Origin of the sequence: Acinetobacter sp. CIP 101966 (assembly GCF_000369725.1) — a bacterium.
GTDB lineage: Bacteria > Pseudomonadota > Gammaproteobacteria > Pseudomonadales > Moraxellaceae > Acinetobacter > Acinetobacter lwoffii_Q.
This window is the reverse complement of sequence record NZ_KB850159.1, coordinates 593909-608077: the sequence shown is the minus strand read 5'-3', so window position 1 is coordinate 608077 and position 14169 is coordinate 593909. Positions and strand designations below refer to the sequence as shown.

Here is a 14169-nt window from a genome sequence, read left to right as displayed (position 1 = left end):
TATGGAAATCACCACCATTATCGGGATTGTTATCGCAATTGTGATTATGCTGTTTGGTATAAGAATGCTGTTCAAAAAACCTGTAGAGGCTGTACCTTCACTGGATGCCAACCTGCATATCGACCCGGATAGCCAGACACCGATCATTCCAAGGCATGTACGTTCTCAATTGGCACAACAGGATGTCGAATCTGATCGTATCGAGCCAAGCCTAGGCATAGATGAACCAGCTCCTGAAAAACCTTCAGTATTTCAAAAGGCTGAATCAACTCCGGTTGAGCCGACAGTGGTCGAAACTCTTGCTGTTGTCCCGTCAACAGAAGCTGAAGGAGTGGCAAAGTCGGCAGCAACAGCAGCAGATATTCCGCAAGTAAAAGCAGAGCAGGAGAATAGCCAGACTGAAACCAAGGAAGAAACGCCTGAATTCAGCCTGAACAGCAACATCGAAAAAGCAGAAATTTCTGAATTTAATGATGAAAGCAGTATTCTGGATGCACATCTGCATGAGCAAAAAATAGTGGATGAAGAAAGTGCTTTGTCCAATGCTGAAACCATTATTTCTTTGCATATCTATCCGCAAGGCCGTGTACTTTCAGGTGATAAAACCCTGAAAGTTTTACTGAAATATGGCCTGCGTTATGGCGAACTGGCCTGTTTTCACCGTTATAGTGAAGACGGTTCAAAACTGCTGTTTTCGGTATTGCAAATGACCGATACTGGTATGGAAGGCTTTGATCTGGAAACACTTTCGACTCAGGAAGTGAAAGGTCTGGCATTCTTCCTGGCTTTACCGCATAGCGATGTACAAAATGCGTTTGATACCATGGACAGTATTTCACGTTTGATTGCACGTGAAGTGGATGGTCTGGTCTATGACCAGAACCAGCAGGAATTTACCCCACAATTACGTGAATTCTGGCGCCATCAAGCAATTGATTATCGTGCTGGACAAGGTACGGAAGTTTAAGGCTGCTTTGTTCAATCTCCAAGTTGAATCTGTAGACTGCAATTTTTATAATAGCCAAAAGCTGAATATTCTACAGGGCGGATTTTCCGCCCTTTTTTATGGTGAAATTATGACCCAAGATGCCACTGTCATTGCGCAAATGCGTCAACTGATTCAACTGCTTGCCAAGCATAACCATGCTTATTATGTGATGGATCAACCGAGCATTGAAGACAGTGAATATGATCAGCTCTTTCATCAGCTCAAAGCCTTAGAACAACAATATCCTGACCTGATCCAGTCCGATAGCCCGACCGATAAAGTGGGTGGGCAGGCGCTTTCAAAATTTGTGACCGTAACACACGCCGTGCCGATGCTGTCATTGGGTAATGTCTTTCATCAGGAAGAGCTGCTGGCTTTTGCCCGCCGTATTGAAGAACGTTTGCCAAATCAAAAAATTGAATATGATGTTGAACTGAAATTTGATGGTCTGGCCATTTCACTCTGGTATGAGCATGGCGTACTGACGCGTGGGGTGACGCGCGGCGATGGGGAAACCGGTGAAGACATCACCCAAAATGTCAGAACCATTCGTAACCTGCCGAAACTTTTATCTCCGGTGAATGGCATCATTCCCGATTTACTGGAAGTACGCGGCGAAGTATTGATGCCAAAATCCGGTTTTGAAAAATTGAATGCAGCCAATGCCGCCAAAGGTGAAAAGACCTTTGCCAATCCGCGTAATGCTGCGGCAGGAAGTTTGCGGCAGCTGGACCCGAATATTGCTGCCTCGCGGCCATTGGCTTTTTATGCTTATGGGATTGCTCAGTGCGTGCCGCATCATGGTCAAACCACTATGTCCGCCAGTCTGGAATGGTTACATCAGTTCGGTTTTGCGGTTGGCGAGCGTCACTTTATCTGTGACAGTATTCAAGACGTGCAAAAGGTCTATGAACAGATCATTGATGAGCGTGCCAGCCTCAGTGTCGAAATCGATGGCATGGTAATCAAGGTCAATGATCTGAAACAGCAACAAAAATTAGGTTTCCTGAGCCGTGAACCACGCTGGGCCACAGCCTATAAATTCCCTGCAGTAGCAGCCCTGACCACAGTTGAGAATATTAACTGGCAAGTCGGTCGTACTGGAACCCTGACACCGGTCGCGCGTTTAAATCCGGTCGCTGTCGGTGGAGTAACAGTTTCCAATGTGACCTTGCATAATATCGGCGAAATTCACCGTCTGGATGTACGTATTGGCGATACCGTCAGTGTCTATCGTAGTGGTGATGTGATTCCTAAAGTTGAAAAAGTCTGGCCAGAATTCCGTCCGGTTGATGCAGTCGAGGTGCATTTACCTGAACAATGTCCAGTCTGTGATTCACCCGTGGTCATGCCAGAAGGCGAAGCCTTAGCGCGTTGTTCGGGTGGACTATATTGTGCAGCACAGCGTATTGAGGCGATTCGTCACTTTGTCTCGCGCAAGGCTATGGATATTGAAGGTCTGGGTGACCGTTGGGCAGAATCGTTGCTGCATCTGAATCTACTTAAAGATGTCTCAGATATTTACCATCTGCATGAACATCGTGAGACTTTGCTCGGTATTGAAAAGATGGGCGCCAAATCGGTTCAAAATCTTTTAGATGCTATCGAAAACAGCAAAAAAACCACACTGGCTGCTTTTATCTATGCTCTCGGTATTCGTGGGGTGGGTGAAACTACGGCGCGGATGCTGGCTAATACTTTCCAGACGCTGGATGCCTTACGTGAGGCAGATCTGGAAGCATTAAAGAAAACTCCAGATGTTGGTGATATCACAGCAGAATGGATTCTGGATTTCTTCCAGGCACCGCATAATCTGGAAGTCCTGGATCGTTTGTTAGCTGCGGGTATTCACTGGGATGCGCCAATTGCAGCAACGCGCCAACCACTGAATGGCGAAAGCTGGGTGGTGACGGGTACTTTAAGTTCCATGGGACGTGATGAAGCGACGCAATTGCTGCAAGCCTTGGGTGCACGTGTTAGCGGTAGTGTTTCTAGCAAGACCAAATGTGTGGTGGCGGGTGAAAAAGCGGGTTCTAAGCTCGATAAAGCGGAAAAACTCGGTGTACCTGTGATCAATGAAGCGCAATTTATTGCTTTGATGAAAGAGTATGGGCAAATCGAAGACTAATCAGTTCTAAACAATGACTCAAATAAAAAAGACACCGAGGATGATGAATCTTCAGGTGTCTTTTTTATTGCTAGTTCAAAACTATAGGTGAATGAGAGGGGGAGGATAGACAAATACAAGGACGGGTTCGGCAATGTGAGTTGAATTCACGTACAATATCGATTCATTTGCAGGTATAGATCCTGCCTTATTGATTCTGTTCTCCCGTTGATGATTGGCATACACATGGCTCAAGCAAAGAAATCTTTTCCGCAACAAAAATCGGAATTACATGCACGAAATCTGCATCGTAGTCGTTACGATTTTCCTCAGTTAATCAAGAGTTGTCCGGAACTTGCCCCTTTTGTCAGCCCGAATCAATATAACGATCTTTCAGTCAACTTTTCTGATCCTCAAGCTGTGAAAATGCTCAATAAAGCATTGCTCAAGCATTTTTATGGTATTCAATATTGGGATATTCCTCAAGATTATCTTTGCCCACCTATTCCGGGTAGAGCCGACTATATTCACTATTTAGCGGACTTGTTGAGTGATAGCAATAAAGGTCAGATTCCAACAGGACACGCCGTTCACGTATTAGATATTGGGGTGGGCGCGAACTGTATTTATCCGATTATTGGTCATCGTAGTTATGGTTGGAAATTTGTTGGCTCAGACATTCATCCTGCATCGGTAAAAAGTGCTCAATTTATTGTGGAGGCAAATCCAAATCTCAGGAAGGGGATTCAAATTCGATTGCAAAAGACACCGAGCAATATTTTCAAAGGTGTGATTAAACCTTCAGATCGTTTTGATTTGACCCTGTGTAACCCACCATTTCATGCTTCGCAAGATGAAGCAAATGCCACAGCAACGCAAAAAATACGCAAACTTGGTAAACCGGTTGATCGGTCTAAAGTGGTGTTAAACTTTGGCGGACAAAAGAACGAGCTGTGGTGTGACGGTGGAGAAGAACGCTTTGTTTGTCAGATGGTACAAGAGAGCACACAGTTTGCTGAGCAATGTCTTTGGTTTAGTACACTGGTTTCTAAGAAAACCACATTGCCTATGCTGTTAAATACCTTGCGTAAGTGCGGTGCAGTGGAGGTAAAAACCATTAAAATGACGCAGGGGCAAAAAGAGAGTCGTTTTGTGGCTTGGACTTTTCTAGATGCAAAGCAACAGCAAGCGTGGAAAAATGCGCGTTGGACTTCTGCTTAGCTTGTTTTTAGGCAGGAATAGTGAGCTTGTGGGCGCATAAGTCGGTGTAGTAGCTCAAATTTAATCTGACAGACACAATAAAAAATCGGTAACTGTCAGATCAGGTTTGAGCTAGTACGATTAAGGAATGTATTTTTTTACGACGCCATCATCGAGCAGCTGCTGGAAATGTTCTACCAGACTTTCTTTCACCGGACGATACTCAATACCGAGCTCATCTTTACTTTTCTGCGCATTAAAGAAAATTGGATAACCCATATTCAGTTCTACAAATTTGCGGCTAAAACCTGCTACAGGCCCGAATATTTTGAAAGCTGCTTTGGGCAGTTGATTGCGTGGGAACGGAAACTTATTGCCGAAATGTGCCCGTAGAATTTGGCCCATTTCCAGCAGGCTCAAGCTTTCACTACAAATGATATAACGGCCATGCGCTTGCGGATTAAACGCAGCACGGATATGCGCTTCAGCGACATCCTGAACATCGACCACGCCATTCCACATCGGTGGAACGCCAAGCAGCATCATGCCATTGGCAAACTGTTGCAGGACTTCCACACTGCCGGATTGGGTATTTGGCGTTAAGGATTGACCAAAAACCAGTGCCGGATTGATACAGATCAGGTTCCAGCGATCTTGTGCTTCAGCCATTTCCCAGGCTTTGCGCTCTGCCATGACTTTGGAATAAGGATAAGGCTGATGCGTGGCCGAACTGGTGGTATTCCAGCATGATTCATCAAAACTGTTATTTTCAGTTTGTAGAATATCAATGGCATCGCCATAGGTGGATGCGATACTCGATGTGACGATCACGCGTTTCACTGATTCGGCCTGATTGACACTATTCAATACATTTTCAGTGCCTAACACCGCAGGTTTGATAATATCTTTGACTGCATCTTTATAATTGGTGACGACAAAAGGTGAGGCCATATGAAAGACAATTTCACAACCTTGCATCGCCTGATCAAAAGAGCCTGGGCTTAATAAATTGGCCTGAAATAACTTGAGAGTTCCCGGCGTGCTGTCGGCAATTTTTTCTAAATGAGCAAAGCTTTTACTTTTATTCAGGTCACGCACCGTGGCATGTACGGTATAGCCTTGTTTGAGTAATTTCTGGATGACCCAGCTGGCAATATAACCCGATGCACCGGTAACCAGAACAGGCGCTATTGTTTGTGGATGTGTCATATCGGAACCGTTGTTGTTTTAAATTTGTGTGAATGATAAGCGAAATTCAAGCATGAAGTACGCCAATGCAGTGATGTTTATACAAAAAGAATGAATCTCTCTGGTCAAAATTGAGATTTACAAATTTTAACGTATGTGTTTATTTGCCGGTTTTAGGTTATTGCCAAGCGTAATGAAAATGCAAAGTGTTGTTTTATAAATGGGATTTCATTAAGAACGAAGTGTAAATGCAAGTACTTCTCATTTTAATTATATAAAAATCAAATATTTAACCATGGTTAAGCTTTGCAAATTCAATTGCTTTTCGCCATAATAGCAAGATACAGGTAGGGAGTTATTCAAATGCGCGGAAATCCAGAAGTCGTAGATTATTTAAATATGTTGATCGGTGGCGAACTGGCTGCTCGTGACCAATACTTGATTCACTCTCGTATGTATGAAGATTGGGGATTGACCAAAATCTTTGAACGTATCGATCACGAAATGCAGGAAGAGTCCCAGCATGCGGATGCGATTATCCGTCGTGTTCTGTTCCTTGAAGGAACGCCAAACATGCAGCGCGATGACGTTGAGATTGGCGATGATGTAGTGAGCTGCCTGAAAGCCGATCTAAAACTTGAATACCATGTGCGGGAAAAACTGGCGCAGGGCATCAAGTTATGCGAAGAAAAAGGTGACTATATCAGCCGTGATATGTTACGCCAGCAAATGTCAGATACCGAAGAAGACCATACTTACTGGTTAGAAAAACAATTGCATTTAATCGAACTGATTGGTCTGCAAAATTATATTCAGTCACAGATGTAAAACCGGATGAATAAAAAACCCAGCATACGCTGGGTTTTTTTATATGTTGAAAATGCTTAGTTGTTGTTACTCATAATGCCAATTTTTTTGACTTCCAGCCGTTGAGCCGCCGCCATGACCATGGCGATATGTTTATATTCTGTCGCACGATCTGCCTTGATTTTAATCTGATCCTGATCCGCTTTTTGCGCTACTGTCTTGAATAAGTTTTCCAGAGCTTGGGTATTTGCTACCGGCTGTTCATTCCAGAAAATCTTGCCTTGTGCATCGAGACGTAATTCCACCAGTTCCGGTGGTTTTTCATCGGTTACAGGAGGTGTTCCATTCGGCAGGTCAATATTAATCGAGTTATTTGGCAAAGGAATCGTGATAATAAACATAATCAACAAGACCAGCATGACATCAATTAGTGGCGTCATGTTCACATCTAACATCACATCATCATCTTGATTTGAACCAACATTCATACCCATAAACTTAATCCTTCTTTGTGCTTAAGGTGTAGCGGGCGGAGTGGTGACAAAAGCAATTTTGCCAATACCGGCCTGTTGGGTGGTACTAATCACCTGATCAATTGCTTCATAAGGTGTTAACTGATCACCACGAATATGCACTTCAGGCTGCGGACGTTTCTGGGCTTCTGCCTGTAAACGGCTCAGTAAAACGGTTTTATCTGCGATATAGATTTCGTTCCAGAAAATATCGCCAGTTTTATTGACAGCCAGCTGAACATTTTCTGGCTTGGTTTCATACGGTACATTTCTTTCTTCGGGTAGATCGACAGGTACGGTATGAATGGCAACCGGTACAGTAATCAGGAAGATAATGAGCAGAACCAGCATAATATCAACCAAAGGTGTGGTATTAATGGTTCCAATTACCTCATCATCGCTGTCGTTTGAATTGACCATCATTCCCATGGCTGATGCCTCACTCTTACTTCACGTCACGATTAACAGGATTATTGGTTGTAATTTCACCGCTGAGTAATACTGCGTGTAAATCAGAACCAAAGGTACGGACTTCTTCCATGACCGCTTTATTACGGCGAGTTAACCAGTTGTAGCCAAGTACTGCCGGTACTGCAACTGCCAGACCAATTGCAGTCATGATCAGTGCTTCACCCACTGGACCTGCTACTTTATCAATGGATGCTTGTCCTGAAACACCAATGGCAGTCAGAGCATGGTAAATCCCCCAAACCGTACCAAACAGGCCAACGAAAGGTGCGGTAGAACCGACTGTGGCAAGGAAGGCTAGGCCGCCACTCAGATGGTTCTGGATCTTGTCAATTGCACGGGAAATTGAGATGGTGACCCAGGTATTGAAATCAATACGCTCAAGTAAATTGCCACCATGATTTTTGGTTGATTTAATCCCTTTTTCCGCAATAAAACGGTAGACGCTGGCTTCATCCAGGTTCTCGGTGGCATTATCTAGAGAAGAAGATTCCCAGAAAGTATTTTCAGCTTGCTTAGCCTGTTTGCGAATCTTGCCTTGTTGTAGGCATTTGCTGATCATGATGTACCAGGTGCCGATCGACATGACCACCAGAATAAACAAAGTGATTTTCGAAACAATATCACCTTCTTTCCACATGGCTTCTAGGCCATAAGGATTGTGAGCAGGTTCTTCAGCCGCAGCCGGTGCTGGAGGCGTCGGTTCAGCCACTGTCGCTGGTGTTGCCGCTGTTTCCGTTACGGTACTAGTTGGCGTAGCAGACGGTTCGGCAAAAACTGCTTGCAGGGGCAATAAAGTGCTCATGGCAATCACACCGGCAGCAGTCATGTTTTTTAAAGGTTTGAATGATTTTTTCATAGTGGATCTCCTGATTTTTCTTTATCTTTTGTATGTGTTAGTCAAGGACAAATTCATATGGAATGTCATACCAAGATTCTTGCGGCTCGCCATTTTTCATTGCTGGTTTGAAAGTACATAAACTGAAGGCCTTGGATGCTGCGCGATCCAGCGCACGGCTACCGCTCGACTTTTTCACTTTGGCATCCTGGACCTTGCCGGTGGTATTTACATATACAGAGATCAGAACTTCACCTTGCTCTTCATTCATCAGTGCATCACGTGGATAGTCTGGGCGTTTACAACCTGCTTCACCTTGTGAAACACCACGAGTTACGCCAGCGGGTGGAGGAGCTGGGGCTGGAGCGGCTGCGACTACTGGAGCCGGTGCTGCTACCGGACTTGGTGAAGGACTCGCTGCAACGGGAGTAGGTACTGCAACAGTTGTCGGTTGGGTTGGTGTTGGAAGTGTTTTCTGTACAGGAACGACTTTTTCAACCGGTTTCACCTCAGGCACTTGTGCTACTTTTTCCACGATTTTTGGTGGTTCAGGTGGTGTTTCTTTTGGTGGCTCAGGTTCAGGCGGCTTAATATCTTGAATAATCATTAGCTCAACTGGCTGTTCCGTCGGTTTAATAATGTCTTTTGCCATACCAGCCATGAGTACCAGGCCAACCAGGATATGCAAAAAAACAACGACCCCAATACCAGTCAGTTTTTTGGCGGAGTTTTTTTCTAAGTCTTCAAACTTTGTGCCCATCATGACTCCTAGAATTTAAGACAAACAGGAAATAGTGCACTGATGAGAAATTTTTTTTAGTTACAGGCAGCATTATTTTTTGTTTGGCTAAAATTAAACGGGGAAAACCGCAAACACCGCTTGACAGCAGTGTTTGCGAAGTAATTAATTAAAAGAATTTATAAGTACCACGTAGGAAGTAGGTACGGCCCATTGGATCACCGTGACGAGGGTCATAGCCATATTGAGCATTGTTGGTTGCATCAGAAGCAGGTGGTTCTGCATCAAACATGTTGCGAATACCTGCAGTTAGCTCTAAATTCTTGAATCCGCTATAGGTGCCTGCAAAGTTATAAAGCGTATAGGCACTTACATCACGTTCTTGAGAAAAGTCTTCATAACCACGGATATATTGTTGTTCTAGTCTCATTTTCCAGTCTTCATAAGACCAGTTGATATTGGCAATATGTCTCCAGCGGACGACTGCAGGATCATCATAGATGCCGACGAGCCCTTCCCATTCACCGTTTGGTTCTTCTTGCTCATCCATTTTGATGACATAGGTACCATCAATCCCAAAACCAAAACGGCCTGTTGCTGTCATTGGGCTTAAGTAGTTCAGGCTGAGGTCAATCCCTTCAGTTTTTAATCCACCCATATTTTGTAGAGTTGTATTTAAATACTGGATACGACCATCTGGAGCGTAAACGATCAGATTGCCATAGCGATCAAGGTCATTAAAAATGTCATTAGGAGTAACTGAGCTGACTAAACCTTCAATGTCAATATTGTAGTAATCAGCGGTGAATACCAGATTCTTGATTGGTTCATATACTAATCCGGCTGTAAAAGAGGTTGATTCTTCTGGCTGTAAGTCTGGGTTACCACCTTGTTTACGCTTGAACTGCATACCACATTGGTCTGCAAATTGGGTGCTGGTCGGTTGACCGTTAGCATCACAAAAACGTGGGTTATTGAAGTTAGTGCTAGTATTGGTTTCACTTTGTAAAGAGTTGATTTCCCACATACTTGGGGCACGGAATCCAGTACTATAAGAACTACGGAACATTAACTCTTTAACCGGTTCCCAACGTAGGGATACTTTTGGATTGAAAGTATCACCAAAGTCACTATAGTCATCATAACGTGCCGCAAGTTGAGCTTCTAGAGTCGGCAAGATCGGTACATGTAATTCAGTAAACACCGCAGTAATATCACGGTCACCTGAACTTGACGGTTTATTTGGATCAATACCAGAACCTGGAACCTGGCGAACAAGATCGGCATTCACCTTGGCTTCCCAGTCCTGAGTGGTGTAGCTACCACCCAAGGCAAATCCAACTTCACCTGCAGGTAGTTCATAGATTGGACGGCTGACGGTGAAATCTATAGTGGTAGAATCCAGACTTGCCATATTTGTTGGGCCTGCCACATCAAAAGTAGACCATTTCCCAGCATCTGCAGCGGCCTGAGGACCAAATGGGTTTAAGGTGCCATCATTAAGTGCGGCTTGAACCAAACTTTGATTCAGGTAACCACTGACGAAATTATCAGTTGCTTCACTTTTGGCATAAGTAACGCCACCATTTACATCCCAACCGTAGACTTCACCTTCAATCCCTGCAAAAAAGCGGTTTGATTCATTTTCTGATTGAGAAACACGGTTACCTGATTGTGAACGTAAATAAAGTGCTGCTCTTGGATCTACCAGACCAGCGATGTCTGGTGTAATGCCGTTGCCTGGATAATATTTGCTGGTATTTGGAATAGAAAGACTACCTCCCCATACATCAGGTGCTATCGAGGTTTTTACTTTACTTTCAGTATAAATATATTCAGCAACCGCATTTAATGAATCGGTTAATTTGAAGGTACCTTTACCTAGAGCTGAAAAAGTTTCTTCTTCTGGAGTAATACCAATGAGTGCTTGAGTGTTTAACAGGCAACGTGTACCAGATACAAACATATTTGGTGCATTATTACAGTTTTGATTGATATAAGGGTTAACTACACCTACACCTGAATCTAAAAGGTTGGCAGGGAAGCCGGCACTTGAACCGATCGCCATGTTCAACTCTGGAATTAAACCACCACGACGGCTGACTTTACGATCTTTGGCCATGATCATGTCAGAAGTACGATAATCGACTACACCGTAAACGTTGAAACCTTGTTCATCCAGATCACCATAACCACCGAAAATAGAGACATCATATTTGTCGCCATTCTTTTCTTCAGGTGCTTGCAGTCCACCAGAAATACCGAAACCTTGGTATTCCTTTTTGATAATAAAGTTAATTACGCCGGCAATTGCATCTGCACCATATACTGCAGAAGCACCATCACGCAGAATCTCGATTCGCTCAACCATCGCGAGCGGAATAATATTCAGGTTAACTTCAGAAGTACTAAATGGGCTGTTAGCCAAACGACGCCCATTTAATAAAACTAAGGTCTTATCAGTACCAATCCCACGCAGGTTGGCAGAAGAACCTGAAGTATTACTTTTACCAATATTTTGAGAAACAGCAAAACCAGCTTGGTTAGCACTTACTTTATTAATGGCTTCTTCAACCGTGGTGACCCCCTGATTCACCAGATCTTCGACTTTAAGCACAGTAATAGGAGATGCACTTTGTGCAGCTACTCCTTTAATAGATGAACCTGTCACTGTCACTTTTTGAACCTTGGTAGGTTGAGCGGCAGAGTTTTCTGGTTCATCGGCTGCATGTGCCAAAGACAAGCACATCATACTTAAGGTAAGCGTACTTAACTTGAGTATTGTCTTGCCAACTGTTGGAGCCCCCATAGATCCGACTAGTTTGTTTATTTTCATCGTAATTTTCACCCTTTTGTTATGTGAAGTAGTGCTGGGAGGAGTTAAGCAAAGCGGATGCCAACTTATAAATCATTATTTCTTATAATTATTAACTATATGAAAATATTGGATATAATTTGGTGTTTTTGGGGGTTGACTAAGTTCTGATGAAGAAATATCAAGATATTGAGGTTGAAAATGTGAACTAAGTCACTAAAGAAAACCATGGTAAAGTAAAAAATAAATATTTAATGAATAAGAAAGGAGTCTAAAACTGAAGGGGAAATTGAATAAAGTTTAATCATGGTGCATGATTTTTACATAAAATATACAATAATTTAATAAGATAATAATTATATATTTCATTTGCTTATGTATGTATTTTCTTGGGTTGAAGTAGTGGGAGGATGCAATAATATGAAACAGGTCTGGTTTATTTTTGTGCAGACTAGGCTTGGAGCTAGATTTTAAGAATAAATATTAAATTAATGATTCATGGAAAATATTATGTTATTGATAATGTTTTAAATGATTAATAAAAATAAGCTTTTTTGAGTTAATAACAGGAAAAAATCGTTATTTTTCGAGGATGGCATGAAATTCGCTTTGTTCATTTTATTCCATCTGTCCAGCTTTGACCCATCCATTGAAGCAAATATGGGATGATGTGTTAAAGACTTCCTATAGCAATAAAACTTCAAGATCAAGAATAGGTACAAATTTGAAATCAGCACTTTTCAGCATGACAATTTTGGCCTTGGCCATGACTACGGGGCAAGCCTCTTGGGCAAAATCATCTGCACATCCGGATAAAGTTTTAAACTTGGCTTTCGAAGCACCTGATGATGGTTTTGATATGGTCAAAACCTATAATTTTTATAGTGGTAGCGTTGCTGAAGCCATTTTTGAACCTTTATTGCGTTATGACTATCTGGCGCGGCCGGCAATTCTGGTACCAAATACCGCCGAATCCTTACCCAAGGTTGAACAGGATGGCAAAGTTTATACCTTTAAAGTCAAGCCAGGAATTTATTTTAGTCCTGATCCGGCATTTCAGGGCAAGAAGCGTGAACTGGTGGCGCGTGATTATATCTACTCCATGCAAAGGATCATGGATCCCAAAAACCATTCTCCTTCTTTTTCTTTTATTGAGGGAAAAATCCTTGGGGCAGATCAGGTCATCCAGCAGGCTAAAAAAACTGGCAAGTTCAACTACGATGTACCTATTCCCGGTTTAAAAGCACTAGATAAATATACTTTACAAATTACCCTGACCCGTTCCGATCTGAATTTTCCATATATTCTGGCCTATGTGGCTTTTAGTGGTACCGCACGGGAAGCGATCGAACATTATGGTCATCGGGCAGGTCAGCATCCGGTTGGAACAGGGGCGTATCAATTACACAAATATGTGCCGCGTAGCCGTATTGAACTGACCGCCAACCCGAATTATCGTGGTTTTGTCTGGAACTTTAAGGGTGATGGTTCCGAATGGGATCAACGTATTGTCAAAGCCATGCAAGGCAAGCAAATGCCGCAAATTGGCAAGATCAAAATCAGTATTATTGAAGAGGAACAGTCTCGCTGGCTGGCTTTAAAGTCTGGACAACTGGACTATGACAAACTCACTGCGAGCGGCGCCGAACAGGCACTGGAAAATAAGCAGCTGAAAAGCGAATACAAGAAAAAAGGCATCCTGCATTATCCGAATAAAGAACCGGAAATTACCTATACCATCATGAATATGCGTGATCCGTTAATTGGTGGAAATTCACTGGAAAAAATTGCCTTACGTCGTGCTCTTGCCTTGTCCTATAACCAGAAAGAAGCTATCCAGCAGTTGTACAAAGGTCATGCCGATAAAGCTGAAATGATTTTGCCAGAGGGAGTGGGTGGACATGACCCGAAGTATAAAAGCAGTATTGCTTATAACCCATTACTGGCCAATAAACTGCTTGACCGCTTTGGTTATAAGAAAGGCGCTGATGGTTACCGCACCTTACCTGATGGCAAGCCTTTGATACTAAAAATGAATTCAACCAGCTCAAGCTCTTCGGTGATTTCTGCAGAATTATGGAAAAAGAATCTGGATGCGATCGGGGTACGAATTGAGTTCAAGGTCAGTAATTTTGCTGACAATTTAAAAGAAGCCACCCAATGCAAGCATATGATGTGGGGTGGAGCCTGGATTGCGGACTATCCGGAAGGGGAAAACTTTGCCCAGTTACTGTATGGGCCAAATGCGCAGCAAGGCAACCTGAGTTGCTATACCTCAAAAGCCTATGACGCATTGTACCAGACTGCGATGAAACTGCCGCCGCAGCAGCGGACTCCATATTATGAGCAGATGAACCGCCAGATGGAGGCCGATAATCCGTGGATTCTGCACAATACCCGGATACGTAACTGGTTGGTTCATCCGCATGTACAGGGCTTTAAGGCCCATCCGGTGACCAGAGCAGTTTGGCAATATATGGATATTGAACCTGTTAAAAAATAACCTG

Annotated in this window: 11 protein-coding genes; 5 read left to right on the top strand and 6 right to left on the bottom strand. The window is 43.2% G+C overall.

Annotated features, from left to right (window positions below; genetic code table 11):
- The first annotated feature begins 1 nt into the window (after position 1).
- The 3 genes from F891_RS05740 to rlmF all read left to right on the top strand — a co-directional run bounded on the left by F891_RS05740 (position 2) and on the right by rlmF (position 4316).
- Positions 2-967 carry a cell division protein ZipA C-terminal FtsZ-binding domain-containing protein gene (locus F891_RS05740; RefSeq protein WP_005262524.1) on the top strand — a complete coding sequence of 322 codons (966 nt, stop codon included), beginning with the start codon at positions 2-4 and terminating at the stop codon, positions 965-967.
- A 109-nt stretch (positions 968-1076) separates the two neighbouring features.
- Positions 1077-3116, top strand: coding sequence for an NAD-dependent DNA ligase LigA (ligA, locus tag F891_RS05735; RefSeq protein ID WP_034439280.1), 2040 nt, complete (start codon positions 1077-1079; stop codon positions 3114-3116).
- A gap of 225 nt (positions 3117-3341) precedes the next feature.
- Positions 3342-4316: a 23S rRNA (adenine(1618)-N(6))-methyltransferase RlmF gene (rlmF, locus tag F891_RS05730; protein ID WP_017397973.1), complete on the top strand. Its 975-nt coding sequence runs from the start codon at positions 3342-3344 to the stop codon at positions 4314-4316.
- 120 nt (positions 4317-4436) lie between these two features.
- Here the strand turns inward: rlmF and F891_RS05725 are convergent, their stop codons facing one another.
- Positions 4437-5504: an SDR family oxidoreductase gene (locus F891_RS05725; RefSeq protein ID WP_005262518.1), complete on the bottom strand. Its 1068-nt coding sequence runs from the start codon at positions 5502-5504 to the stop codon at positions 4437-4439.
- Positions 5505-5846: 342 nt separating this feature from the next.
- Between F891_RS05725 and ftn the strand changes: the two genes are divergently transcribed.
- Positions 5847-6311 carry a heteropolymeric bacterioferritin subunit Ftn gene (gene ftn / locus F891_RS05720; protein WP_005262516.1) on the top strand — a complete coding sequence of 155 codons (465 nt, stop codon included), beginning with the start codon at positions 5847-5849 and terminating at the stop codon, positions 6309-6311.
- A 56-nt stretch (positions 6312-6367) separates the two neighbouring features.
- Here ftn and F891_RS05715 read toward each other — a convergent pair whose 3' ends face one another.
- From F891_RS05715 to F891_RS05695, 5 genes are all read right to left on the bottom strand, one after another.
- Positions 6368-6784 (bottom strand): ExbD/TolR family protein, encoded by a 417-nt coding sequence (locus tag F891_RS05715; protein WP_004279208.1) that lies wholly within the window; start codon positions 6782-6784, stop codon positions 6368-6370.
- 21 nt (positions 6785-6805) lie between these two features.
- On the bottom strand, positions 6806-7231 hold the full coding sequence (locus F891_RS05710; RefSeq protein ID WP_004279209.1) for an ExbD/TolR family protein: 426 nt from the start codon (positions 7229-7231) through the stop codon (positions 6806-6808).
- 16 nt (positions 7232-7247) lie between these two features.
- Positions 7248-8129, bottom strand: coding sequence for a MotA/TolQ/ExbB proton channel family protein (locus F891_RS05705; protein WP_005262515.1), 882 nt, complete (start codon positions 8127-8129; stop codon positions 7248-7250).
- A 37-nt stretch (positions 8130-8166) separates the two neighbouring features.
- A complete protein-coding gene (locus F891_RS05700; RefSeq protein ID WP_004646084.1) occupies positions 8167-8868 on the bottom strand; it encodes an energy transducer TonB in 702 nt (233 codons plus the stop codon).
- A 148-nt stretch (positions 8869-9016) separates the two neighbouring features.
- A complete protein-coding gene (locus F891_RS05695; protein WP_005262514.1) occupies positions 9017-11683 on the bottom strand; it encodes a TonB-dependent receptor in 2667 nt (888 codons plus the stop codon).
- A gap of 724 nt (positions 11684-12407) precedes the next feature.
- Here F891_RS05695 and F891_RS05690 point away from each other — a divergent pair.
- Positions 12408-14165, top strand: coding sequence for an ABC transporter substrate-binding protein (locus F891_RS05690; RefSeq protein WP_005104843.1), 1758 nt, complete (start codon positions 12408-12410; stop codon positions 14163-14165).
- Positions 14166-14169: the final 4 nt, after the last annotated feature.